The organism is Massilia violaceinigra, assembly GCF_002752675.1.
GTDB lineage: Bacteria > Pseudomonadota > Gammaproteobacteria > Burkholderiales > Burkholderiaceae_D > Telluria_A > Telluria_A violaceinigra.
This window is the reverse complement of record NZ_CP024608.1, coordinates 5,866,314-5,890,791: the sequence shown is the minus strand read 5'-3', so window position 1 is coordinate 5,890,791 and position 24,478 is coordinate 5,866,314. Positions and strand designations below refer to the sequence as shown.

At 61.1% G+C, this 24,478-nt stretch carries 21 protein-coding genes; 10 read left to right on the top strand and 11 right to left on the bottom strand.

Going from position 1 to position 24,478, the window contains the following annotated elements:
* Positions 1–17: 17 nt before the first annotated feature.
* Both CR152_RS25280 and prfB read right to left on the bottom strand, forming a co-directional pair.
* Positions 18–683, bottom strand: a complete 666-nt coding sequence (locus CR152_RS25280) for an HAD family hydrolase (protein ID WP_099879591.1) — start codon at positions 681–683, stop codon at positions 18–20.
* 3 nt (positions 684–686) lie between these two features.
* Positions 687–1,791 (bottom strand): peptide chain release factor 2 gene (gene prfB / locus CR152_RS25275; protein WP_157778726.1). Its coding sequence is split into 2 segments (ribosomal slippage): positions 687–1,709 and positions 1,711–1,791, totalling 1,104 coding nucleotides; the frame shifts between segments, so codons are not numbered across the junction.
* Between the two features lie 168 nt (positions 1,792–1,959).
* Between prfB and CR152_RS25265 the strand changes: the two genes are divergently transcribed.
* Together CR152_RS25265 and CR152_RS25260 are read left to right on the top strand one after the other, a co-directional pair.
* Positions 1,960–3,960: a bifunctional 2',3'-cyclic-nucleotide 2'-phosphodiesterase/3'-nucleotidase gene (locus tag CR152_RS25265; protein ID WP_099879585.1), complete on the top strand. Its 2,001-nt coding sequence runs from the start codon at positions 1,960–1,962 to the stop codon at positions 3,958–3,960.
* Positions 3,957–4,415, top strand: coding sequence for a tetratricopeptide repeat protein (locus tag CR152_RS25260; protein ID WP_099879583.1), 459 nt, complete (start codon positions 3,957–3,959; stop codon positions 4,413–4,415). The genes CR152_RS25265 and CR152_RS25260 overlap by 4 nt, the downstream gene beginning before the upstream one ends.
* 1 nt (position 4,416) lies before the next feature.
* Here the strand turns inward: CR152_RS25260 and CR152_RS25255 are convergent, their stop codons facing one another.
* Positions 4,417–5,238, bottom strand: coding sequence for a thioredoxin family protein (locus CR152_RS25255; RefSeq protein WP_099879581.1), 822 nt, complete (start codon positions 5,236–5,238; stop codon positions 4,417–4,419).
* Positions 5,239–5,275: 37 nt separating this feature from the next.
* Positions 5,276–5,917, bottom strand: coding sequence for a VOC family protein (locus tag CR152_RS25250; protein WP_099879579.1), 642 nt, complete (start codon positions 5,915–5,917; stop codon positions 5,276–5,278).
* A gap of 967 nt (positions 5,918–6,884) precedes the next feature.
* Between CR152_RS25250 and CR152_RS25245 the strand changes: the two genes are divergently transcribed.
* The 3 genes from CR152_RS25245 (at position 6,885) to CR152_RS25235 (ending at position 12,180) form a co-directional block, all read left to right on the top strand.
* On the top strand, positions 6,885–9,962 hold the full coding sequence (locus CR152_RS25245; protein WP_229413584.1) for a glycoside hydrolase family 48 protein: 3,078 nt from the start codon (positions 6,885–6,887) through the stop codon (positions 9,960–9,962).
* An 85-nt stretch (positions 9,963–10,047) separates the two neighbouring features.
* Positions 10,048–10,605 carry a LemA family protein gene (locus CR152_RS25240; protein ID WP_099879575.1) on the top strand — a complete coding sequence of 186 codons (558 nt, stop codon included), beginning with the start codon at positions 10,048–10,050 and terminating at the stop codon, positions 10,603–10,605.
* Positions 10,606–10,647: 42 nt separating this feature from the next.
* A complete protein-coding gene (locus CR152_RS25235; RefSeq protein ID WP_099879573.1) occupies positions 10,648–12,180 on the top strand; it encodes a glycoside hydrolase family 5 protein in 1,533 nt (510 codons plus the stop codon).
* A 43-nt stretch (positions 12,181–12,223) separates the two neighbouring features.
* Here the strand turns inward: CR152_RS25235 and CR152_RS25230 are convergent, their stop codons facing one another.
* Entirely contained in the window at positions 12,224–13,411 is a 1,188-nt protein-coding gene (locus CR152_RS25230; protein ID WP_099879571.1) for an IS4 family transposase, read from the bottom strand.
* Positions 13,412–13,694: 283 nt separating this feature from the next.
* Between CR152_RS25230 and CR152_RS25225 the strand changes: the two genes are divergently transcribed.
* The 3 genes from CR152_RS25225 (at position 13,695) to prfH (ending at position 17,292) form a co-directional block, all read left to right on the top strand.
* Positions 13,695–15,064 (top strand): IS3 family transposase gene (locus CR152_RS25225; protein WP_099881933.1). Its coding sequence is split into 2 segments (ribosomal slippage): positions 13,695–14,213 and positions 14,216–15,064, totalling 1,368 coding nucleotides; the frame shifts between segments, so codons are not numbered across the junction.
* Positions 15,065–15,469: 405 nt separating this feature from the next.
* Positions 15,470–16,663: an RNA ligase RtcB family protein gene (locus CR152_RS25220; protein WP_099879569.1), complete on the top strand. Its 1,194-nt coding sequence runs from the start codon at positions 15,470–15,472 to the stop codon at positions 16,661–16,663.
* Entirely contained in the window at positions 16,663–17,292 is a 630-nt protein-coding gene (gene prfH, locus CR152_RS25215; RefSeq protein WP_099882762.1) for a peptide chain release factor H, read from the top strand. The genes CR152_RS25220 and prfH overlap by 1 nt, the downstream gene beginning before the upstream one ends.
* A gap of 304 nt (positions 17,293–17,596) precedes the next feature.
* On the opposite strand, the gene CR152_RS25210 is transcribed toward prfH, so the two are convergent.
* On the bottom strand, positions 17,597–17,938 hold the full coding sequence (locus CR152_RS25210; protein WP_099879566.1) for a gamma-glutamylcyclotransferase family protein: 342 nt from the start codon (positions 17,936–17,938) through the stop codon (positions 17,597–17,599).
* Between the two features lie 306 nt (positions 17,939–18,244).
* Complete coding sequence (locus CR152_RS25205; RefSeq protein WP_157778725.1) at positions 18,245–18,742, bottom strand: hypothetical protein; 498 nt, start codon at positions 18,740–18,742, stop codon at positions 18,245–18,247.
* 144 nt (positions 18,743–18,886) lie between these two features.
* On the opposite strand from CR152_RS25205, the gene CR152_RS25200 reads away from it, so the two are divergent.
* Positions 18,887–20,425, top strand: coding sequence for a helicase HerA-like C-terminal domain-containing protein (locus tag CR152_RS25200; protein WP_099879562.1), 1,539 nt, complete (start codon positions 18,887–18,889; stop codon positions 20,423–20,425).
* Positions 20,426–20,595: 170 nt separating this feature from the next.
* Here the strand turns inward: CR152_RS25200 and CR152_RS25195 are convergent, their stop codons facing one another.
* The 4 genes from CR152_RS25195 to CR152_RS25180 form a co-directional block, all read right to left on the bottom strand.
* Positions 20,596–21,906, bottom strand: coding sequence for an IS1380 family transposase (locus CR152_RS25195; protein ID WP_099875410.1), 1,311 nt, complete (start codon positions 21,904–21,906; stop codon positions 20,596–20,598).
* A 105-nt stretch (positions 21,907–22,011) separates the two neighbouring features.
* On the bottom strand, positions 22,012–22,332 hold the full coding sequence (locus tag CR152_RS25190) for a DUF2288 domain-containing protein (RefSeq protein WP_099879560.1): 321 nt from the start codon (positions 22,330–22,332) through the stop codon (positions 22,012–22,014).
* Positions 22,333–22,377: 45 nt separating this feature from the next.
* Positions 22,378–23,061, bottom strand: a complete 684-nt coding sequence (locus tag CR152_RS25185; protein ID WP_099879558.1) for an RES family NAD+ phosphorylase — start codon at positions 23,059–23,061, stop codon at positions 22,378–22,380.
* A 1-nt stretch (position 23,062) separates the two neighbouring features.
* Positions 23,063–23,500 carry an MbcA/ParS/Xre antitoxin family protein gene (locus tag CR152_RS25180; protein WP_099879556.1) on the bottom strand — a complete coding sequence of 146 codons (438 nt, stop codon included), beginning with the start codon at positions 23,498–23,500 and terminating at the stop codon, positions 23,063–23,065.
* 254 nt (positions 23,501–23,754) lie between these two features.
* Here CR152_RS25180 and CR152_RS25175 point away from each other — a divergent pair, with 254 nt between their 5' ends.
* Positions 23,755–24,438, top strand: a complete 684-nt coding sequence (locus tag CR152_RS25175) for a hypothetical protein (protein ID WP_157778724.1) — start codon at positions 23,755–23,757, stop codon at positions 24,436–24,438.
* The last annotated feature ends 40 nt before the right edge of the window (positions 24,439–24,478 follow it).

The window sequence follows — 24,478 nt, the reverse complement described above, 5'->3', positions numbered from 1 at the left end:
ATGGGATTACGTATAAATCAGGACGAAAACAGTGCGTCGATCGTCAGCTCGGAAAAATCGCTGGCGATATGAATGACATTGTCGAATTCGGCAAAGGCCTCGGCGGGCAGGGTGGTGGTCAGCACCACGGCGCGCATGCCGGCGCGGCGCGCCGCTTCCACGCCCAGCGGCGCGTCTTCGAACACGATGCAGTGTTCGGGCGCGACGCCGCAGCGTTCGGCGGCGAGCAGGAACACGTCCGGATGCGGCTTGCCGCGCGCAACGTCGGCCGCACCGACCACGGTGTCGAAGTGGCGGCGCAGGTCCAGGCCATCGAGCGTGAAGGTGATGTTGGCGTTGGGCGCGGCGGTCGCTACGGCCAGCGCAACATTCATCTCCTTGGCCAGCGCGATCAGGACGTCGAAACCCATCACCGTTTTGCGGTGCGGCTCGTACAGCTCGCGGTAGACCAGTTCCTTTTCGTCGTTCAGGACCCGCACCTCGTCGTCATTAAGGTGCTCGCCCATGTGCGAACGGATGATTTCCTTGCCCTGGCGTCCTGCCGTGGCGCGGAAAAACTCGTCGGCGTCGATGTCCTTGCCGCGGCGCTGGAAAAAAGCAATCCAGGACTCGGTGTGAAAGGACATGTTGTCGACGATTGTGCCGTCCATGTCGAAGATGAATGCGCGTCGGGTAGCGGTCATGAATTACACGCCTTGCTTGAGTGAGGCCGAGATGAAGTCGTCCAGGTCGCCGTCCAGCACACCTTTGGTGTTGCCGGTCTCGAAGTTGGTACGCAAATCCTTGATGCGCGACTGATCGAGCACGTAGGAGCGGATCTGGTGGCCCCAGCCCACATCGGTCTTGGAGTCTTCGAGCTTCTGCTGCTCGCTCATGCGCTTGCGCAGTTCGTGCTCGTACAGCTTCGCCTTGAGCATTTCCATCGCTTCGGCGCGGTTGCGGTGCTGGCTGCGGTCGTTCTGGCACTGGACCACGATGCCGGTCGGGCCGTGCGTCATGCGGACCGCGGAGTCGGTTTTGTTAATGTGCTGACCACCGGCACCCGACGCGCGGTAGGTATCGACGCGGATGTCGGCCGGGTTGACGTCGATCTCAATCGAGTCATCGACTTCCGGATACACGAACAGGCTGGTGAACGACGTGTGGCGGCCGTTGGCCGAGTCGAATGGCGACTTGCGCACCAGGCGGTGAACGCCGGTTTCGGTGCGCAGGTGGCCGTAGGCGTATTCGCCTTCGACCTTGAGGGTCGCGGTCTTGATGCCCGCGACCTCGCCGTCGGACTGTTCGAGAATCTCGACCTTGAAGCCCTTGCGTTCGCAGTAGCGCAGGTATTGACGCAGCAGCATCGAGGCCCAGTCCTGGGCTTCGGTACCGCCGGCGCCGGCCTGGATGTCGATGAAGCAGTTGTTGGCGTCCATCGGATTGCCGAACATGCGGCGAAACTCCATGGCTTCGACCACGGCCTTGATGGCGTCGGCGTCGACGATGACCGCTTCGAGCGTGTCGTCGTCGTTTTCTTCGCGCGCCATCGCGAACAGGTCGTTCGCGTCTTTCAGGTCGGCGTCGGCCTTGATCAGCGTGTGCACCACGCCTTCGAGCGCCTTTTTCTCTTTACCGAGATCCTGGGCGCGTTTCGGATCGTTCCAGACGGTCGGATCTTCTAGTTCTTCGTTGACTTGTTCGAGCTTCTCTGACTTTTTATCGAAGTCAAAGATACCTCCGAAGTTCGGCTTCACGATCCGTCAGGTCGTTGAGCAGGGCGGAGAGGGCGTTAATGCGTTCGGCTTCCATGGCGTTTCCGGTCTTATTGAATTGGTTAAATCGAACCTTCGATTATACCCCAGCGCGGCACATTTCCGTTCCTCGCCGTGCGCCCGGCTTGATCGGGGTCGCGGCGCTGCGTATCATGCGCCATACGATGCCCAGTCCATCCCCGCCCACTTGTCCGAAAGCGCCCCTATGCGTTATCAAATTTTCATTCCCGCCTTGCCCCTGATGTTCTGCGCCGCCGCCGGCGCCGCCAACCCGCCCACGGGGGCGACCGCGGTAGTCGGGGTGATGGAAACGACCGACCTGCACTCGAACGTGCTCGGATACGATTACTTCAAGCTGTCCCCGGAACCGTCGCTGGGCCTGGACCGCACCGCCTCGCTCATCGCCCAGGCCCGCCGGCAGTTCCCGAACAATCTGCTATTCGATAACGGCGACACCATCCAGGGCAGCGCGCTGGCCGACTACCAGGCACTGGCCAACCCGCTCAAGTGCGACCAGACGCTGGCCATCTACAAGGTCATGAACAAGCTCGGTTACGACGGCGGCGGCATCGGCAACCACGAATTCAATTACGGCCTGGCGTACCTGAGCCAGGTGACCGGCAATCGTTTCGAGGTCGATGGCGTCGATGCGGCCAGGCCGCGCTGCGCCGGACCGGCGTTCCCGCAGGTGCTGGCCAACGTCTACAGCCTCAAGACGCGCAAGCCGCTGTTTGCGCCTTACAGCATCATCGACAAGCAGATCACCGCGCAGGGCGCCGACGGCAAGCCGGTGACGACGACGCTCAAAGTCGGCATCATCGGCTTTGCGCCGCCGACCATCCTGTCGTGGGACAAGCGCTGGCTGGAAGGGAAGGTCTACACCGAGGGCCTGCGCGAAACCGCGGCCAAATTCATTCCCGAGATGCGCGCCAGGGGGGCCGACCTGGTGGTGGCGATTTCGCACGGCGGCCTTGACGACAGCGCCTACGCGCCGTCGATGGAAAACGGGAACTGGCACCTGTCCAAGGTGCCCGGCATCGACGCCATGCTGATTGGGCACTCGCACCTGCCGTTCCCGAATGCGACCAGCACGGTCCCGCAGTTCAACCTGCCGGGCGTGGACAAGGTCAAGGGCCTGGTCAACGGCGTGCCGACCGTGATGGCCAACCTGTGGGGCAAGCACCTCGGCGTGATCGGCCTGCACCTGTCGTACGACGGCCAGCGCTGGGTGGTCGACCGCAGCAAGACGATTGTGGAGGCGCGCGGCGCGCAGCAGGCCGATAAATCGTTCATCGCGCCCGATCCGGACATCGCCGCGCTCGTCGCGGCCGAACACGAAGCGACCATCCGCTACGTCAAAACGCCGGTCGGCGCGACCGACTTCCGCATGTCGACCTATTTTGCCGACGTGGGCGACGTGTCGGCCATCACGGTGGTCAACCAGGCGCAGACCGACTATGTGATCAAGTACGTCAAGGCCAGCATGCCGCAGTACGCGGCCTTGCCGGTGCTGTCGATGGCGTCGCCGTTCAAGGGCGGCACCGCCGGCGTGACCGATTACACCGACGTCAAAGCCGGCAGCCTGGCGCTCAACAATGCGGCCGACCTGTACCTGTATCCGAATTCGCTGTACGCGGTGAAGGTCAACGGCGGGGAACTGAAGGACTGGCTGGAGCGGGCGGCGGAGCGCTTCAACACCATCGACCCGGCGCTGGCGACGCCGCAGGAGCTGGTCAACACCGCTTTTCCGACCTATAACTTCGATGCGCTGACGTCGAAGGAGGTCAGTTATGAAATCGATGTCACCAAGGCGCCCGGCCAGCGCATCAGGAACCTGCGCTTTCGCGACAAACCGGTCAACGCCTCGAACGAATTTTTGGTGGCGACGAATAACTACCGCGCCAGCGGCGGTGGCGGTTTTCCGGGCCTTGACGGCAGCAAGACCGCGATTGCCGCGCCGGACGCCAACCGCGATGTGCTGATCGCCTACATCAAGGACGTGAAGAACCTGACGCGCGCGCAGCACGGCCAGCAGCGCAGCTGGCGCTTTGCCAAAACGCGCACCGCGGGGCCGGTGGTGTTCCATTCGGCGCCCGGGCTGCTGCCGCTGGCGCAGCAGGCCGGCCTTGGCAATGTGTCGATGCTGCGCGCCGACGATGGTCTGGGCAAGGGCTTTGCGTTGTACGCGGTCGACCTGTCGAAATGACGCGGCGCCTGCTGCTGGCGGCGCTGCTGTACGGCTGCGCGCTGGCGCACGCGCAGCCGCTCGATCCGGCCGGCCTGGCGCGCTTGGAGGGCGCCGCGGCGCAGGACCCCGAGGCCGCGTATGACCTGGGCCGCATGGTCCGCAACGGCATCGGCACGGCGCGCGAACCGCAGCGCGCCTTCGCGCTGATCGAGTCGAGCGCCCGGCGCGGCCATGCGCCGGCCATGTTCACCTTGTCGGCCATGCTGGCGGCGGGGGAGGGCTGTGCGGCGGACATGGCGGCGTCACGGCGCTGGCTGGAAGCGGCCGCTGAACTGGAGCATCCCGAGGCGCTCCAGCAGATCGCCATGTACGTGCAGGAAGGCGGGATGGGATATGCGCGCGACCCGCAGCGCGCCGCCCAGCTCCTGCGCGAAGCGGCGCACGCGATGACCCATCGCGCGCACGGCCACTAGGTCAGCGCTTCGCGGCCTCCAGGTAAGCCGTCAGGCCGTTGCAGCTGTCCTCGCCCGGCCCCTTGGTCCGCGTGATGTTCAGATCCTTCGCCATCCATGCTTCGACAGTGCGCATTTCGCCCTGCGCCAGCGCGGCTTCCTCGCTGGCGTCTTCGCGGCTGGTGCGCGACAGTTTCAGCATGGCCGCTTCATTGAGCGCGCTGGCATGGGCCACCGTCCAGGTATGGAAGGCGCGTTCGTAAGCCGTCGCTTTTGGTGGCGCGACCCTGGCGCACGCCGCCACCAGTTCCTTCAGCAGGTCCTTGCGCGTGTAAAGACGCAGCACGTCCTGCTGGGCAGCCGTCAGTGGTGCCTGCGGTGCGGGCTCTGGTTCCGCAGCCTCTGGCTCGTAGGTGACATCCTTGCCCGGCGCCGGCGGCAGCTGGCGAATCTTCTCGATGTGGGCCAGCAGCGCGCTCGCGCTTTCCGGCCGCCCGCCTGCCTGGCGCTGCTCCTTGCCGTCCTTGAACACGATCTGGCGCGGCACGCCGCCGATGCCGATGCGTGCGCCCATCTTCGGCGCCTTGTACCACACGGGCCATTGAACGCGCGCGAACACGGTGTTGCGGTCGGTCGATTCGGCGGCGGCCTGGTCGAAGGTCTTGTCGGCGCCTATGCAGTATTTGCAGCCGCGGTCCGGTGAGGTCAGTTGCAGGACCACGTAGCCGGGTTTGGACAGGAAGGCATCGACTTCGGTTGGTTTAAGTTCGATGACCTTGGCGGCGTAGGCCATGGTGCAGCCCAGCGCGGCGCCCGCGGCCACGGCGATGTTCAGAAATTTCATCGGTTTTTTTCCTTGTTGATGTGGGTGGTCAGGATTGTCAGAGCGTGCGCGGCCCGGCCGGCGTGCCGATATGGGCACGCAGATACGGCCTGGCACCGGCGTCGATTGGCACCACCGATACCGGCGCATGCATGCCGATCGCATCGAGCAGCGCGCGCACGCGCAGCGGCTCGGGGTGGAACAGCTCCAGCCGGTCCAGCGTCAGGCCCAGATCGGCCATGCCGGCCGCCGGGTGCGGCCCGGCATCCCATTCGATCAGCGCGGGACCGACGCCGTCCATCGGCATGCCGCCGTCGGCGGGAATGGTAATGAGCCAGTTGCGCGCGCCGCGCCCCATCGGCGTGACGGGGCCGAGAGGAGCGACCGCGTCGGCGGCGCTGGCGACGGCGGCAATGTTATCGGTGCGGGCAATCCAGGCCGAGAGCGCCGGCGCCGACCCCGCCCCCAGCGTATCGAGCGCGAACCAGCGCGGCCGGCCCGGGGCCGGCGCGTCGGGGTCGACCGCGATAATTTCCAGGAACAGCGCGTCGCCGAGGCGCAGCAGCAGGTTGTGCGTGCCCATGTTCGGGTGTTTGCCGCCCGGCGCGGCGCTCACGCCGAGCGCCTCCCTGACCCAGGCGGCGCCCTCGGCGAGCGTCGGGGCGGTGACGGTGATGTGGTCGATCTGGCAGGCTGGCATACGGCGTTCGTTTGTGACGTGTTGTGAAAGAAGTAAGACCCAAGATGGTAGCACCGCCGGCGCCCTGGAATACGTGTTTTTCCGGGTGCGCTTTGGGAAATTTAACAAGTAAAGATTTATTTAGCATGAAAGCGATTTCAAAGGTGATTAAATTTCGCAACGTCAGTTTTTTGCCACGCGTGTTTAGTTGAAAAATCCATTGTTTAGGGTGGACTACGGCATATGCACGTCAAGGAATTTTACATTTCTCGCTTGCAGGAGATCTTGAACAGCAAGCATCATTATTTTTCGCTTTATCGGACCCGTTTTCACTATGGATTTTCCATGAAAGCCGTGAAAGCCCCGCCGTTGAGGGGGGTACTTGTTCTTTTTCTGGAAACGGTTCCTAAACGCTCCCCACGGAACACACCTGTTTTCGCTTAGCAATTGCTATATGTGCAATGCAAAAACAGGCATTTTTGTGTTCTTGACATTTAACCTTTGCAGCGGATACATTGCGTCAACACCTAGCCAACAGTTTGTTTTGTTCAGCGATGGTTGGCCTCGGCCCGGACACGTCCGCAGCCAGGGTCTTTCGACAAAAAACGGTCAATTGATCGTTTTTTTTGAAAAACAGTTGAAAACGTTTTCAAGCCTGCTTAGTGCGGGGACGGCATGGCCGGCCCCACCGTGCAGGTCCTGTATGCGCCGCAGCCTTGCTCTGGGCAGTGGAAGGTGCGGCGCGTGCAGACAGCGAAGGCATCCACCTGTCTTCGGGCGCAAGTCGATTCCTGCTTCGGCAGGCAGCGGCCGGCGCAACGTGAACCGCGCCGTGGCCGCCCGCCACGGATCGGAACGCGGGAAAGAAAATGAAACATCCGCCATCCGTACCGGTGCATCCGGAAAGAGGGCGGCAACCATGCCGGCGTACGTGATTCACGGACGCCATAAAGTACGACAATTGCGAGGAGACTCCTGAATGAATTCGATGTCACAAATTAAACTGAACGCCGTCACCGATGCCCTGCGCAACAGCGGCAGCGGCCGGCGCCTGGCGCGCAGCGCGATGCGCGGCCTGCTGGCGCTGTCCGTCACGGCAGCCACCGTGGCCGCGATCAGCGTGCCGATGATGGCAACGGCCCACGCCGCCGCCGATGCGGAATACACGCAGCGCTTCCTGACCCAGTACAAGAAGATCAAAGATCCTGCCAACGGTTACTTCAGCAAGGAAGGCGTGCCGTACCACTCGATCGAAACGCTGATGGTCGAAGCACCGGACCACGGCCACGAAACCACGTCGGAAGCGTACAGCTACTGGCTGTGGATGGAAGCGCAGTACGGCCGCGCCACCGGCGACTGGGGTCCGCTGAACGCGGCCTGGGCCAACATGGAAAAGTACATCATTCCATCGCAGTCCGACCAGCCGACCAACAACTTCTACAACCCGGGTAAGCCGGCGACCTACGCCGCCGAGTACGACCTGCCGAAGAGCTACCCCGCGCCGCTGAACGGCGGCGTGCCGGTCGGCCAGGATCCGATCGCCAACGAACTGAAAACCGCTTACGGCACCAGCAATATCTACGGCATGCACTGGCTGCTGGACGTGGATAACTGGTATGGCTACGGCAAATGCGGCGACGGCACCACGCGTCCGTCGTACATCAACACCTTCCAGCGCGGTTCGCAGGAATCGGTGTGGGAAACCGTTCCGCATCCATCGTGCGAAACCTTTAAATGGGGCAAAAACGGCGGCGGCGAAGGTTTCCTCGGCCTGTTCATCGGCGACAACAACCGCGCCAAGCAGTTCCGCTACACCAATGCACCTGACGCCGATGCGCGTGCCGTGCAAGCCGTGTACTGGGCGTCGGTCTGGGCCAAGCAGCAAGGAAAGAGCGCGCAAGTGGCCGATCTGGTCACCAAGGCCGCGAAGATGGGCGACTTCCTGCGTTACGCCATGTTCGACAAGTACTTCAAAAAAATCGGCAATTGCACCAACGCCAATTCCTGCCCAGGCGGCAATGGCCAGCCCAATGCTCAAGGCGAACGCGACAATCAGCATTACCTGATGAGCTGGTACTACGCATGGGGCGGCGCAACCGACACCAACGCCGGCTGGGCATGGCGCATCGGTTCGAGCCACAACCACTTTGGCTACCAGAATCCGCTGGCCGCATGGGCACTGTCGACCCAGGCCGAATTCAAGCCGCTCTCGCCTAGCGCTGCTGGCGATTGGGGCAAGAGCCTGACCCGCCAGATGGAATTCTACCGTTGGCTGCAATCGGCTGACGGCGCGATCGCCGGCGGCGCGACCAACAGCTGGGGCGGCGATTACTTGACCCCGCCGGCAGGCACCGCGACCTTCCACGGCATGTTCTACGATGAAAAACCGGTCTACCACGATCCGGCGTCGAACACCTGGTTCGGCTTCCAGGCCTGGTCGATGCAGCGTGTGGCCGAGTACTACTACGCCAGCGGCGACGCGCGCGCCAAGACGGTTCTCGACAAGTGGGTAGCCTGGGCATCGGCCAACACGGTCCTCAAAGCGGACGGCACCTACACCATCCCGAACACCCTGGCATGGAGCGGCCAGCCTGACACCTGGAACGCGGCAACCCCTGGCGCGAATGCCAACCTGCGCGTGAAAATTGTCGACAGCACCAACGACGTCGGTATCGCCGCCGCCTTTGCCCGTACCCTGATCTACTACGGCGCGAAAGCCAACAACCAGCCTGCCAAGACGCTGGCCAAGCAACTGCTGGACCGCATGTGGGCCAAGCACCAGGATTCGGTTGGCCTGGTGGTCGACGAAACGCGCGCCGACTACAAGCGCTTCACCCAGCCTTACGACCCGGCTACCGGTTCGGGCGTGTACATTCCACAGGGCTGGACCGGCACCAACGCCCAGGGCGCGGTGATCGATTCGAGCGCGACGTTCCTGAGCATCCGTCCGAAATACAAGGACGATCCGCAGTGGCCTAAGCTGAAAGCCTATCTGGACGGCGGCCCGGCACCAACCTGGCGCTACCACCGCTTCTGGGCCCAGGCCGACATCGCCAATGCACTGGCCGATTACGCCAACATCGTCGGCGGCAGCGACTCGCCGTCGATCGTGACCAGCACCAGCGCCCTGAGCGTGCCGGAAGGCGGCTCGAACAGCGTGCGCATCAGCCTGTCGAAAGCGCCTGCCGCCAACGTCACGGTCGCCATCGCCAAGGCAGCCGGCGGCGACGTCGACCTGAACACGCCTCAGACCAGCCTGCTGTTCACGCCGGCTAACTACAACGTGCTGCAGGCCGTGTCGATCAACGCCGCACCGGATGCCGACGCCCTCAACGGCAGCGCCAACTACACGTTCACGGCGCCTGGCTACCTGAGCGCCACCACGGTGGCCACCGAGTCCGACCGTGATGTCGTGATCCCGGTCAGCCTGGTTGTAACCGGCGCGCCGCTCTCCGTACCGGAAGGGGCATCGCGCACCTTCCAGGTCCGCCTGGGTGCAGCTCCTAAAGCGAACGTCACGGTCAGCGTCGCCCGCCTGACCGGCGACACCGACCTGTCGGTTGCCGGTGGTGCAACGCTGACCTTCACGCCAGCTAACTGGAACGTGACCCAGCCAGTGACGGTTGCCGCGGCAGTCGATGCCGATAGCCTGAACGGCAGCGCCACCTTCGCAGTCACCGCGCCGACGGCAGCCGCCGTCAACGCCGTGGCCACCGAAGCGGACAAGGATGTGCAGACCGGCGGTTGCGCTGTCGACTTCGACACCACCAACGACTGGGGTGCTGGCCAGGTTCCACGCGTCACGTTGCGTAACACCGGCACCGCGCCGATTACCGGCTGGGCACTGAACTGGACCGCGTCGAACGACGTTACGCTGACCAACTCGTGGGGCGCTACCGTGACCCAGAGCGGCCGTGCATTCAACGTGACCCCGACCGCCTGGAACGGCACGATCGCTGCCGGCGGCAATGTCGAGTTCGGCATGCAACTGTCGTACAGCGGCGCGAAAGTGCTGCCGACCGGCCTGAGCTGGGCTGGCCGTAGCTGCACCATCGCTGTCAAGTAATTGTTAGTCGTCCGCGCGGGCCGAATGTGGCCCGCGCGGATTTTTTGCGTTTGAAACAGGCATTTGAAAACAAAGGAGGACGACGATGACGATTCGTTCAACACAAGCCGGAATCGCAGTGCTCGCGGTCGTACTCGCCGTCGCCGGCGTCGGCGCCGGCATCAGTTACAACACACTCAGCGCCGTGAGGGCGGGCGGGACCGACGCCTGGCGCGACCTGACCCAGATCCACGCGGAGCGCGCGCGCCTGGCCAGCACGGCGCTCGAAGGCGCGGCGCGGGCCGGCGGACTCGATCCGGCCTTTGTCGACCAGGCAAGGACCAGCCTGGTGCGCGCCAGTGCGCTGCCGACCAACAGCGACGTGCTGAACGACGCGGAAGCGGTCGATACCTATAAACGTTACCAGGGTGAACTGACCGGCGTGCTGTACCGCCTGGCGGGAACGCGCGGCGCGCCCGAGCTGGAAACTGTGTCATCACTCAAAGAATTGCGCGGCAAATTGCCGCAAGACGAGATTGCGCTGGCCGATGCCCGCAACCGTTACGGAAAATCGGCCGAAGGCTACAACGCCCTAGTCGGCACCTTCCCGGGTGCCGCGGTCGCAGCGGTGACCGGTTACCGGCCGCTACCAGCCGGGCTCTAACCGGCCCGCTTCAAGTCCTCTCACTTATATTGGAGATGCACGATGATTACCCCGAAAGTTGTAAGCAAACTGGCACTGTCGCTGGCCCTGGCCTTCGCGGCCACGTCAGGCCACGCCTTTACCGTATCCGGCAACAAGATTTTGGACGATGCGAACCGTCCGGTCGTGCTCAAGGGCGTGAACTGGTTCGGTTTCGAGACCTTCGACGGCTCGGTGCACGGCCTGTGGACGCGCAACTGGAAGAGCATGCTCGACCAGGTGCAGGCCAACGGCTTCAACGCCCTGCGTATTCCCGTGTGTCCGGCCGCCTTCCGCGAATCGGGCAAGCCGAACATCGACGCGCTGGCCAACCCCGACCTGGTGGGCCTGAACACGCGCCAGTGGCTTGACGTGTTCCTGAAAGAAGTCGACCGCCGCGGCATCTATATCCTGCTGGACCATCACCGTCCGGATTGCCAGGCCATTTCGGAACTGTGGAACACGCCGCAGTACACCGAAGAACAGTGGCTGACCGACCTCGAATACCTGGCCCAGCACTACTCCGGCCTGCGCAACCTGATCGGCCTGGACATCAAGAACGAGCCGCATGGTCAGGCGACCTGGGGTACGGGCAATGTGCGTACCGACTGGAACCTTGCGGCCGAGCGCGCATCGAAGCGCATCCTGGCGGTCAATCCCAATCTGCTCATTTTCGTCGAAGGCATTGGCAGCAATTCAGGCGGCTGCCAGGGCCAGTACGGCCACTTCTGGGGCGGCAACCTGGAACCGCTGAACTGCAAGACGCTCGACATTCCACGTAACAAGCTGGTGCTGTCGCCGCACGTGTACGGTCCTGATGTGTTCGAGATGGATTACTTCCGGGCGCCTAACTTCCCGGCCAACATGCCTGCGATCTGGGATCAGCAGTGGGGCAAGTTCGCCAAGGACTATCCGGTGGTGCTGGGCGAGTGGGGCGGCAAGTACGGCCACGGCGGCCATGCGAAGGACAAGATCTGGCAGGATGCGCTGGTGAAATACCTGAAAGAGCGCGGCATGATCAGCTCGTTCTACTGGACGCTCAATCCGAACAGCGGCGACACCGGCGGTATCTTGCAGGATGACTGGAAAACGGTCTGGCCGGACAAGATGGCATTGCTGAAGAACTTGTGGGCGGGTGCGACGCCGACACCGACGCCAACGCCAACACCGACGCCGACGCCGACGCCGACGCCAACGCCAACGCCAACGCCAACACCGACACCGACACCGACGCCGACACCAACGCCAACGCCAACGCCGACACCGACGCCAACGCCGACGCCGACGCCAACGCCAACGCCGACACCGTCGGTCACGGCAGTGGTGAAGATCACGTCCGACTGGGCGGCTGGCTATTGCGCCGATGTTGCAGTGAACAACGCCGGTACGACGCCGGTGGTGTGGAAGATCCAGGTACCGGTGCAGGGCAAAATCAACAATCTGTGGAACGCGGTCTACACCCAGACTGGCGCGATCTTGACAGCATCGGGCCAGGCGTACAACGCGACTGTGCAGCCGAAAGCGACACAATCGTTCGGCTTCTGCGCCGTTCGCTAAGTCAACATGTTGCTTAACCGGGGTCAGACCCTGACCCTTCCCCTCAAATGTCATATGTCTTGATCATATGTCGTAGCTGGGTGAGGGCCTGAGCAAGTTCAGGGAGAGTCATTCGCTTTTGATGCTCGTCGATCCAACGACGAGCAAGCGTAAGTATGGATACGGTTTGTGAAGCCTTCGCTAGACTGCCATATTGAATGCGAAATCCTCGGGCAAGGGCAGCCAGGCCGATTAGCCAGAACGCGAAGCTGAGTAATGCGGCGATGAGCAACAACGCCTTGAGACGTCGTGGTTTGCGTGTCTGGCTGTCGCGCAGTCCCATTCCCCATTGGGGGTTTTTCAAGTCTCGGAAGGTTTGTTCAATTTGCATCCGGCACTCGTACCACTTGACGATCTCATCGGCATTAAGGGCGGCTAACTTGGTGGACACGGCGAGCAGCCACGGCTCGCGTTGCCCCTTGGCCTGCTTTTTACTATGCGCGCTTTGTTTTTTCTCGCCGAATGCAGTTTTGTTCTGCCGACCTTTTCCATCTTTTTTTGTCAAGACCATACGACATTTGACGGGGGCACTTTTGACATGGTCAACGATGCCGAGATCCTGCGCGTGCTTGCGTGCACGGGGATACAACTGCTGACAGTCAACCCACTCCTCGCTTCCCCGCAGAAGCATCTGCTCACGATTACGCACACGGCCGATCCAGGCAAACTTCAGTTTATTGAGCATCCTAAACCAAGTGCCGCGAAAGCCAGCGTCAGTGATAATGATGGGCTCGCATCGCTCCGGAAGAATGGTTCGCAGCGTCTCCATGAATTTGCCATGAACCGCTGCCACGTTATAGGAATCGGAATCATGGATCTCTTCATAAATCACGAAGGATCGCCCTTCAAGGACGACCGTTGCACGCAGAACGTGCTGGCTGACGTCCTTCAACAGATCCGACCAGTCGACAATAATTGCCACACGGCGGTGCTCATGCAACACGCGCCTGGCCAGCGCGCGATAAATCTCCGGGCGCTCCGATTCTAGATGGCCATTGCTCAACAACCGGTCGCACTGTTTGATTCGATGGCGCAGAGCTGTTGCGCTGTCGACTTGCCTGCTCAACCGAAGCAAGGTGAGTCCGCCTCGCTGTGCAGCATCAGTTACAAGCGCTAAACCGGCTCTACGCTTAACGTGAATCGACGGGCAATCTTCATCTAAAAATTTCTGTATGATTCGCTGTGCATGCATGGTCTGTGCCTTTTCTTCGCAGTTTGGTCGCTACGAAGTAAAGGGCTAACACAGCCATGCATGCACCGTTTTTGGGATTGAAAGTTAACAGCATCCCAACTTGTTTACAAGCGAAATTTGAGGGGATGGGTCAGGGTCAGACCTTAATGCTGCTAAGTTAAGCTCCGTCATTCCCGCGCAGGCGGGAATCCAAGGCATCTTTGCGGAGCGGCGGAGCTTGGATTCCCGCCTGTGAACTGACCCAAAAAAGTTGGACACCGTTTCTACTTTTTGGGGGAAGTCGATGACGAAGCATACGACGGCATTCAAGCTAAAAATCGCTAAGCAATATGTACGTGGCTTGATGGGCTATAAGGAAGTAGGCCGCATCAACAACGTTAGCTACGGCCAAGTACGCCGTTGGGTACTGTTCCACCGCTATCACGGCAAAGCTGGCCTTGAACCGAGGAAGTCTGTTCAGTACAGCGCCGATGAGAAGCTTGAGGTTTTGCGGTACATGTGGGCGAACAAATTATCGTATGTGGAAACGGCGGCCAGGTTCAATATTCGCGCGCAGGGCTACGTCGGGGTTTGGGAGCGCGATTTTCGTGATGGCGGTATAGTGCCACTGATCCGCAAACCCAGAGGAAGACCCAAGCGCATGGCTGATTTACCCAAGCAAGTTGCACCTGCCAGCGTGCATAGTGATGCCACACGTAGCCGTGAAGAGTTGCTGGTGGAACTGAACCAGTTACGGATGGAGGTCGCCGTTCTAAAAAAGCGGAGAGCCTTAGCTCAAGCGGCCGAACAGGCTGCGGCAATGCGCAAAAAGCGCACATAGTCCACGAGTTAAGGCTGCAATTTCCCATTGCGCAGTTGCTTGCGCTTACCGGTCTGAAACGTAGTACGTTTTACTATCAAAAGAAGGTTGCGCAAGACGGCGACAAGCATGCGCACTTGAAGCAGGGTATCGAGACGACCTATCAGGCACACAAGGGGCGTATGGGCTATCGGCGTATCGCTGACGTGCTGCGCAAGGCAGGCCATCGCGCATGCGCCAATACCGTCCAGCGCTGCATGCAGGCAATGAAGCTGACATCGCTGGTACGCATCAAGAAATACAAGTCGTACAAGGGGGAAGTGGGCAAGACTGCGCCGAACATCTTGCTGCGCGATTTCAACGCAGAGGGGGTGAATCAGAAGTGGGCAACCGACGTCACCGAGATGAAAGTCGCTGGTCAGAAAGTGTATCTATCACCCGTGATGGACCTGTTCAACGGGGAAATTGTAGCGTATGAAATGGACACGCGTCCGGTACTCGGACTGGTGACAGGCATGCTCAAAAAAGCCTTCCGGAAGTTGCGTGCCGACGATAAACCGATCGTCCATTCAGATCAGGGATGGCAGTATCGCATGCCGGCCTACCAGCACATGCTGGCGCAGAAAGGCATCGTGCAGAGCATGTCTCGCAAAGGCAACTGCCTCGACAACGCAGCCATGGAGAGCTTCTTCGCAGTGCTGAAGACGGAGTATTACCACCTGAACAAATTTAGTAGCGTCGACGAGTTGAAAAAAGGTCTGGCCGAGTACATTGACTACTATAATCACTGCCGTATCAAGATGAAGCTGAACGGACTGAGCCCGGTGCAATACCGAACCCAGCATTCGCTTTGATTTAATCAAAACACCGTCCAACTTTCTTGGGTCACTTCACTGCGGGAATGACGGTTTTTGAGTCTGTGGTCAGATAACGGCCTAACTTAGCGACATGAGCGTCAGACCTCGGTTGAGCAACAATGTCCGCGCGTGAAAAAAACCATGGCAAATTAGTACTTGCGTCGCCGCAAAAAATCACCTACTATCGCACTCCCAAGCAGGCCAACCATTTTAGAAAAGGAGATCGATCATGCAAAAACTGAACATAAACGCTCTTTTTCTGGGTCTGGCTGGCTACATCCTGCACTGAACCGACGGCATTAGCCCGTCTGTCGCATCATTTTAGCCCTCCCTTGACGAGTTAATCGTCAGCGCTCCGCCAGCGCCCAATCCCGTATCGTATTTTTTTTGGATTGGCATCACATGGGCAATTTTGTTCAGCAAATTTCTGATCGTATTTCGATCATCGCGTCCGACCGTCTGTGGCTCGAAGACGCAGCAATACAACAAACCAAAACCACGGCCGCACTGGCCGGCATGCAGCGCGTGGTCGGCTTGCCCGACCTGCATCCGGGCCGCGGCTATCCCGTCGGGGCCGCCTTCTTTTCCACCGGTCGCCTGTATCCGGCACTGGTCGGCAACGACATCGGCTGCGGCATGGCACTGTGGCAAACCGATATCCTTGCCGGTAAGGCCAAACTCGACAAGATCGACAAGCAGATCGGCAATCTCGACGACGTGATCGACGAGGCGGAATGGGCCGCTCTGGAGCGCCTCGATCCGTCCTGGCCGGCACGCATCGACGCATTGTCGGCATCGCTGGCTGCGGCTGGCCTTGACTTGGCGCCGCTGCGCTCGCTCGGCACCATCGGTCGCGGCAACCACTTCGCCGAACTTCAGGCCATCGATGCTGTCGAAGATGAAGAGGTGATGGGGCGCACGGCACTGACGCGCAAATGCCTGCAACTGCTGGTGCACAGCGGCTCGCGTGGGCTTGGCCAGGTGATTCTGCGCGCGCATGTTGACGCGCACAGTCACGCCGGTCTGGCCGACGGCAGCCCGGAAGCGGTCGCGTATTTGCGCGAACACGACGCAGCGCTGCAATACGCGGAAGTGAATCGCTCGCTGATCGCAGCGCGGATTTTTCATCGCCTGCGTTGTGAGGCCGTGCGCGTGCTCGACGTTCACCACAACACTGTGACACCGGCATGCATTGATGGCCAGGCAGGCTGGCTGCACCGCAAAGGCGCCACGCCGAGCGACCAGGGGCTGGTGATGTTGCCCGGTTCGCGCGACGACTACAGCTATCTGATCGAACCGGTGCTGTCGGCCGGTGAACTGAGCCTGCATTCGCTGGCGCACGGAGCAGGGCGCAAATGGATGCGTACCGATTGCAAGGGCCGCCTGGACAAACTGGCGACGCCGGCGCAATTGAGCCGCACGTCGATGGGCGGGCGCGTCATCTGCAATGACCGTGCCCTGATTTATGAGGAAGCGCCACAGGCGTACAAGAATGTCGACAGCGTGCTTGGCTCGCTTGTGGGCGCGGGATTGGTGAAGGTGGTATCGAGAAGCAAACAAGTGCTGACCTACAAAACGCGTGGGGAGTGCTGCTGATGATCTGGTTACAAATTACAGCCAATACGGGCCCGGTGGAGTGCTGCCTGGCGGTGACGAAGGCGCTTGCGCAACTGAGCCGCGAGGCGCAGAAGGCGGGGGTGACGGTCAGCGTGGTGGAACAGTTGGATGGGCCCGTCGGCGGGACCTTGCGCTCGGTGCTGCTGGAGCTGGACGGTCCTGCGGAACCTGAAGGGGCGCTTGCTGCGCGCTGGTGCGGCAGCATCCAGTGGATCTGCGAGAGTCCTTACCGCAAGATGCATAAGCGGAAGAACTGGTTCCTGAGCGGGGCGGCGTTTGCGCCGCCGGCCGTGTCGACCGAGTTCGGGGAGATCCGGTATGAAGCGACGCGCGCATCGGGTCCCGGCGGCCAGCATGTGAACAAGACCGACAGCGCGATCCGGGCGACCCATGTGGCATCGGGCTTGTCGGTGAAGGTGCAGACCGAGCGCAGCCAGCATGCCAACAAGCGGCTTGCGGCGCAGCTGTTGCTCAGCAAGTTGGGGGAGCTGGCGAAGACGGAGGAGGGCAAGAACAAATCCGAGCGCCGCATGCACCACTTTCAGGCGGAACGCGGCAACGCGGAACGGGTGTTTGTGGGAATGGGGTTTGTGGAGCGGGCAGTCTGAACGACTGGTCGCGCACGGCATCGCCCTGATCTAGTTAATTCCACGCAAGTCGGTAGCCGTGTTTGATCGAGCTGCAGGCTACGATGCAAACTTGGCGGGAACGCGTGCGTTCCCGCCTGTGCGGTGGCGACGGATCGCGGCCAACTCCCGATTTTCAATCGTCGTCCCGGCTGGCAACTGAGTTGCCATGTTACGGTGTTGAGGCGGAGTGAAAATTAACCCACTGACAGGGTCTATGGTGGCTCAAAATTGACTCAAGTGTTCTACTACTTTACCGCTGTCTATTGCCCAGGCGCCGACCTCGCTATGCGCGCGCGTCTACATAAACCCAAGCCATACGTCCGGAGGACAGTGGAGCTGAGACGCGCTTGTAGTCTGATACTTCATATCGGTCTGCATGCGCGAGTTCATCATTCGTCACCTCGAAGACAGTACCAGCAACGAGGTGTTCCGCAATGCCCGTTTGTTTGACGATGGGATGGTGACTCTTTCCACTCGTCTTGACAACGTCCGGGTCTTCAATTTTTACCATCGAACTATGAAACCCCACCAATTGATCGGCGGTACCTCGAAGCTCCCGTCCAAAGGTGGCCAGTTGCACATCACGCTGCTGGAGCGTTCCATACGAAAAGAGAAGTTGCGTCATGGATCGATGCCTTATTGAAGTGGTTTGGTCTGCTCAACGTTGACGTAAGCGGCTGGGTCTGATGAAGTATAACGTTCAAAGTAACAAGTTGCTGACGTGCCCAGCACAGACTCAGTTCGGTTGGCCGTCGGGTTGAACCCATGTTTTGGCTTGGTCGGGCATTACCTTCACAGCCAGCAATGAGCACGGCCCGCGCACAACGGCAGCGCACGGCGAACGGCATGGCGGTAGCGGGCCGAGGCGTCCTTTGCCGCCATTCCTCCGGTTCTTTCCTGCAAACAGCAGAAATTGGCCGCCAATCCGCACTTACTTCCAGATGCGGTCGACGAGATCGCCAATCTCCAGCGGCTTTCCTGCTGCCTTGGCTACCGTTGCCCACTCCGCCGGGGAGGGGATCGGACCCGCTGGCACCTTGCCACCGGCGACACCATATTTCATCGCGAGCACCACTGTTCCGCCGTTGACGGGAGGCGGTTGCACGCCTTGCGCGGCGGCGATCAGGCCGCTCGCCACGGCTGGCGGCAGAGGCGGATTGAAATCGAGCCAGAATTTCGATTGCTGTCCCGGACGAATCGCCACCACCAGGAATCCACCGGTGGCGGGTACGCCCTTCGCTGCATTGAATGTTCCACTCGCGGCAGCGTCCACTTGCTTGAGGTAAGGAGCGAGCTTTTCCACGCTGACCCTCGCTTCGATCACCTGTTCAGGCTGCAGCAAAACAACGCCACCAGCCGTGATGCCACCTGCGGCCTGAACGCCACTGGCGCACAGCCATGCGGCAAGAAGAAAAATAATCGAACGCATTCTGGTCTCCGACGAAGAGTAACTGCGGCAAATCGCCGCGGGCGTATTGAATCACGTTTTGACCATTGCCGGGAAACTTGCATCGATCGATGCCAAAGGCATGAGGTACTATGAATATCCCATCGCACCCAGGAGATTGACGCCATGTCCATGCCGTTGCCGATTGCCAGAAACAATGCATCCGAACCGCCGCGCCTGCTCGATTTGCTGCCGGCGCTGGTCAACCGTCACGGCTGCATCACCGGCGCAACCGGTACCGGCAAGACGGTGACTTTGCAAGTGATCGCCGAGGCGCTGTCCGGAATCGGGGTGCCGGTGTTCATGGCGGACGTCAAGGGCGACCTGTCCGGCATGGCCAAGGCCGGCGCCGCCTCGGAAAAGATGACAAAGCGCTTGAGCGCACTGGGCGTCGAAGCGCCAGCATGGGCCGCTTGTCCGGTGACGTTCTGGGATGTGTTCGGCGAGAACGGCCATCCCGTGCGCGCCACGATTTCCGATCTCGGCCCGCTGCTGCTGGCACGCATGTTGAACCTGAACGATACCCAGGAAGGCGTGCTGCAACTGGTGTTCAAGATCGCTGACGACAATGGCCTGCTGCTGCTCGATATCAAGGATTTGCGCAGCATGCTGCAGCATGTGGGCGACAACGCTGCGGATTTCCGCACGGCCTACGGCAACATTTCAGCGGCCAGTATCGGCGCCATCCAGCGCGGACTGGTGGCGGTCGAGCAGCAGGGCGGTGACCGCTTTTTCGGCGAACCGATGCTCAATATCGATGACTTGCTGCAAACCGACGCGCAAGGCAAGGGCATCGTCAACATCCTGGCCGCCGACAAGCTGATGAACGCGCCGCGCCTGTACGCGGTTTTTTTGCTGTGGCTGCTGTCCGAGCTGTTTGAAAACTTGCCCGAGGTAGGCGACCTGGACAAGCCGAAACTCGTGTTTTTCTTCGACGAGGCGCATCTGCTGTTCAGCGAAGCGCCCAAACCCTTGCTGCAAAAGATCGAGCAGGTGGTGCGGCTGATCCGCTCGAAGGGCGTCGGCGTGTTTTTCATCACGCAGAACCCGCTCGACATTCCCGACGCCGTACTCGGGCAGCTGGGCAACCGCGTGCAGCACGCCTTGCGTGCGTACACGCCGCGCGACCAGAAAGCGGTCAAGGCGGCCGCCGACACGTTCCGCCCCAACCCGGCGCTCGATACCGCCCAGGTCATCACTGAACTGGAGGTGGGCGAAGCACTTGTCTCCTTCCTCGACGAGAAAGGGCGGCCGAATATGGTCGAGCGCGCGTTCATCTTGCCGCCGGCATCGCAGATCGGCCCGATTGACGACGCCGGGCGCCAGCGCGCCATGGCGCAATCCGTGGTCGCCGGCGTGTACGAACAAGGCATCGACCGCGAATCGGCGCACGAATTGATCGCCGCCCGCGCTGCGGCTGCGGAGCAGGCTGAAAGCCCGGCGCCGCGCGTCAGGACCCCGGCCGGCGGCGCGCGCAGCCAGGCGCCCGAGAGTGCACCCGACACGTCCTTCGGCGGCATGCTTGGGGGCCTTTTCGGCGCTGGCAACAGCAAGCGCCAATCGCCGGTGGAGGCAATGGTGAAGTCGGCGGCGCGCAGCATCGGCTCGCAGGTCGGGCGGGAGATTATCCGCGGCGTGCTAGGGTCGATCCTGAAGCGGCGCTAGCCCGGATATTTCATGAGTCTGCCAATCTGAGGGCCGGGGTGCGCCGAACATGGCTGCGGCATGTTGATTGCTCGCTTCCTGGTGTCGGTTCTGCCGCGCGGCCTGATTGCAGACGTAACTCCCCCTACCCCCGTTGCTTTATAGCGTGCCGGGGACAGCACTTGGCGGGCTTATGGTGCCAGCGCGCGGGCGGCAGTGAGGAAGACGTGCTTGAGTGGATGTTGGGATGCGAGCATGACGCGCACGCGCCGCGTGTTGCGCACGACGGCCGCGCCGATCTTGAGCAGTTTGATGCGGATCGTCGCCGTGCAGGCGCGTGCCAGTTCCGTGCCAACCAAAGCCAGGCGGCGCAAATTGATCATCAGGGTATAGGCGAACGCTGCCAGTAGCAGCCGCAGTTGGTTGGCCTGGAATTTATGGCAGCTCGCACGGCGTCCGAACAAATCGAGCTGCGCCTCCTTGATACGGTTCTCTGCTTCGCCACGGGCGCAATACACGCGTTCGTACAGTGCCTTGGGACCCCCAGTCAGGTTGGTGACGATGAAACGCGGGTTGGCGCCGCGCGCATCGTGTTCCAGCCGCGCGATGACGCGCCGTTGCCGATCCCACGTCCCCGCCGCATAAGTGAATTCTCCAATCATGCGCTGCTTGGAACCGGCCTTCTGATACATCTCGGCCAGTGCCAGTTCGGCCAACTCTACTCGTTGCAGCAACGCTGAGTTCTTTTGCAAGCCGACGATATAGTGCAGCCCCCATTTCTCGAAGCGGCGCAGAGCTTGATGACGGCAGAACCCGGAATCGCCGCGCACGATGATGCGGATGCGTGGCCAAGCCTGGCGCAAGCGCCGGGAGATCAATTTGATTAATGCGCTGAGGATACCGGCCGGATCGCGGCTGCTGGGCCGCAAGACGCAGGCGAGGATATCCTGGCCACAAAAGACGTACAGCGGCAAGTAACAGTAATTGTCGTAGTAGCGGTGGAAGTGGGACTTCTCTTGCTCTCCATGCAGCGGCATGTGGGTGGCATCGATGTCGAGCACCAGTTCCTTGGGCCGCTTAGCTTTGCTGGCGATGAACTGATCGAGCAGAACGCCATGCAGGGCGGCCGCCTGCGCGCGCGTGGAGGACGTTTCAAGCCGGCTCAGCGTCGGCGCCGAGGCCAAGTCATCGGCCCGGCCCACTGCCGTTTGCATGGCCAAGTCGCGGCGCAGCACATTGTGGTCACAGACGTCCTCCCAGCCACAGCACAGGCCGTACACGCGCTGCGCGAGCAAGTCGCGCATGCTGTGCGAAACGCTGGCACGACGGCGTCGATCCTCGAATACGCGCGCAATCGCTTTGCTTAAGCCGATGCGCTGATCCACTTGGCGCAGCAGCAGAACCCCGCCGTCGCTGACGATGTCGCCGCCGTCGAATGACGCCTCAACGACGCGCCGTCCAACCCTCCCCAACTTGATCGGTTCATTGGTACAATTTGGCATCGGCGGTCCCCGGTTGTGATTGGCGTCAGATACCAGTAACAACGCGCTTCGGCACGGGATCGCCGACCTCTACTCACGAAATATCCGGGCTAGGGCGCAATCGGCTCAGTGCAGGACGGCTTTTTCCGGCTGCACCAGAATGAAAGGATGGACGACTGAGGTCCACAACACGGCGGCGGTCTCGGTCCAGGCTTGCGCTTGCGCATCCGACACCTTGCCGACCTTGCCGTCGCCCATCCAGCGGGCGATGCTGTCCTTGTCATCGTGCGAAATGCGCACGGCAACGTCGACCAGGTCGAGGTCGGCGCTGACGAACACCACATTGCCTTGGGCAAAATGGCGCTCCAGTTCGGACCAGGGCAGGCGCGCCGTTTCCAGGTTGATCTTGGCGCGCAGTTCGGTGTCGTTTTCAGGCTTGGTATTCATACAGTTACTCAATAGTTCAGGTGGAGTCGATCGTAAAACGATGGTTCAGATAATATCGACGACGGGGGTAGGCGAGCCGGACCAGGTAAGGCGGTAGACCTGTCCCTTGCGTACATTGCCGACCAGGGCGGGGCGGAAACATGCGAGGCAGGTGCCTTCGGGATGCCGCACGCTCGGGTAAATCACGCCCATCGAACCGCTCTCGAGCAGTTGCGTGGCGAGGTCCTGGGAGTCGATGTAGCTGGTCGGATCGAGATACATCGCAAAGGCATCGACCCCGCGAATGTCGTGGAACGTGCTCGTAAAGTCGGCGATCAGCGCCTGATACGTCACGCTGTCGTCGAAGCGGCCAATTTCCTGGTATTCCACGGTCTTGTGGAAAGTGATCTCGGCAAGGGCGGTCTCGGCCTCGAAGGCACAATACCAGGCGCCGCGTTCGCCATCGTTGAAACGGCTGCCTTCCGGGCGCGGATAGGTGTAGGCCGCGTTGATGATGCGGAAATTCGGCACGCCGAAGACCAGCTCGTCGACGCCGATGCCAGGCAGGCTGCCGTATTCGCCGCGCAGGCGTTCATTGGTGGCGTTATCGATATCGAACAGGTCGCGCAAGACATCACGATCCTCGGCCAGCGGGCTGAGCACGGAATCTTCCACATCGGCGAAGCGGGATGGGATCAGGCGGCAGGTGTCGAACTGCCGCAAATTGGTGAGCTTGGGAATGACCGTCAAGTCAGAGGCCTCCTCGGCGCGCGTCGAGCAGCTTGCGCACCGTTTGCATGGATAACAAGCCGCCCGCCAGCATTTGCGACAGGGGCGTGCGTCCGGCAAAGATAGGATTGGTATTCGGGAGGGTGACCCATTCGTCGGCAAGCTTGTCGCCGTACAGAATGTGAAGGGCTTTGTAGATGCCGAGCAGGTAGGAAATGCGGGTAATGCGGTCGACTTCGAGGACGCGGTCGGGGTTCTTTTTCCACTCATAGAAAGTGGAGGACGACATGCCGCCGAGCAGTTCGCGGGCATCTTCGTCGCGCAACTTCCAGGCGGTCATGAGGGCAAAAAAACCCTTGAGCGCGGATTTGGACAGGCGCTCCCGCTCCGCTCGCGCGTTCAGGTCGATGAGCACGGCCGGCTCGAAACGACTTTTTGGATATGCGAAGGCAAGATTCATGATGGGCTCCGGTTATGGAGTATTTATACTCTATCTTCGTGTCGTGTGCAAGCCAATCGCCATCAAACTGTTCATGAGCTTGCACAAAGAATGACTGTTTCTGTTCGGCTCGCCTGTGCGCGGTAACGCGGCCGCGCTGACAGGCAGCACAACAGCCGCAGCAAGACTTGCAGACAGGAGCAACATTGTTTTTCTTTCAAATTGACGAAGCCTCATAATATCGCCAATTTCTCCCTGTGTGGTGTCAAGCAGACGTGTCCAAGATTCCTCGCCCTATCCCCGAAGCGCATACCCCCCGCGTCGTCAATCAACCATTTGCCGATGGCCGAGGGGCGCCTGGCCACGACGAACCGGATCACTGGGTTCTCGAATCGCGGGAAGCAACCGAGGATGACCGTGTGGTAATGGCCAGGGCTGCAGCCTTTATTTACGGCGTCGTTGCACTTGCGCTGGCGAAACTCTTGTCGGTGCTTCTGGAGTTCATCGTGGGCGAAAACAGCGTCACGCAGGCAATCTGGATCGTCGCCGTTCCTGCGGGCGCCGTGTGGGGTTACAGGAAGCAAAAGGCGAAGCCGGGCCAGGTCTGGACATCGCGTGAATGGATCGATTTCGGGAACCGTACGTGGAATACGCGCAGGCACTACCCCGACGGCAGCAAACCGCTGGAATCGAGGACGCTTCCGCTGAAGGCCGTCGCGGCGGTATCCCGCGCGGAAATGTATGAAGATGGGATGGGCTACACAAGCTTGTTGAGTGAGGTGAACAATCTGGTCCGTTATCGGCAGCCCTGGCCGTTGACGCAGGTGGAGCACTTCGACACCGAGAAGGAGTGCCTTGCATTTACCCAGGCCATGGCGGCGCGTTGTGCAATTTCGTGCTGGCAGTTCAGGGAGGCAGAGCTTGAAGGTGGCGAGGCGATGCTGGAAAAGCTGTCTTGAGCTGCGGGCGTGGAACACCAAAGCCCGTGTGCTTGCACGC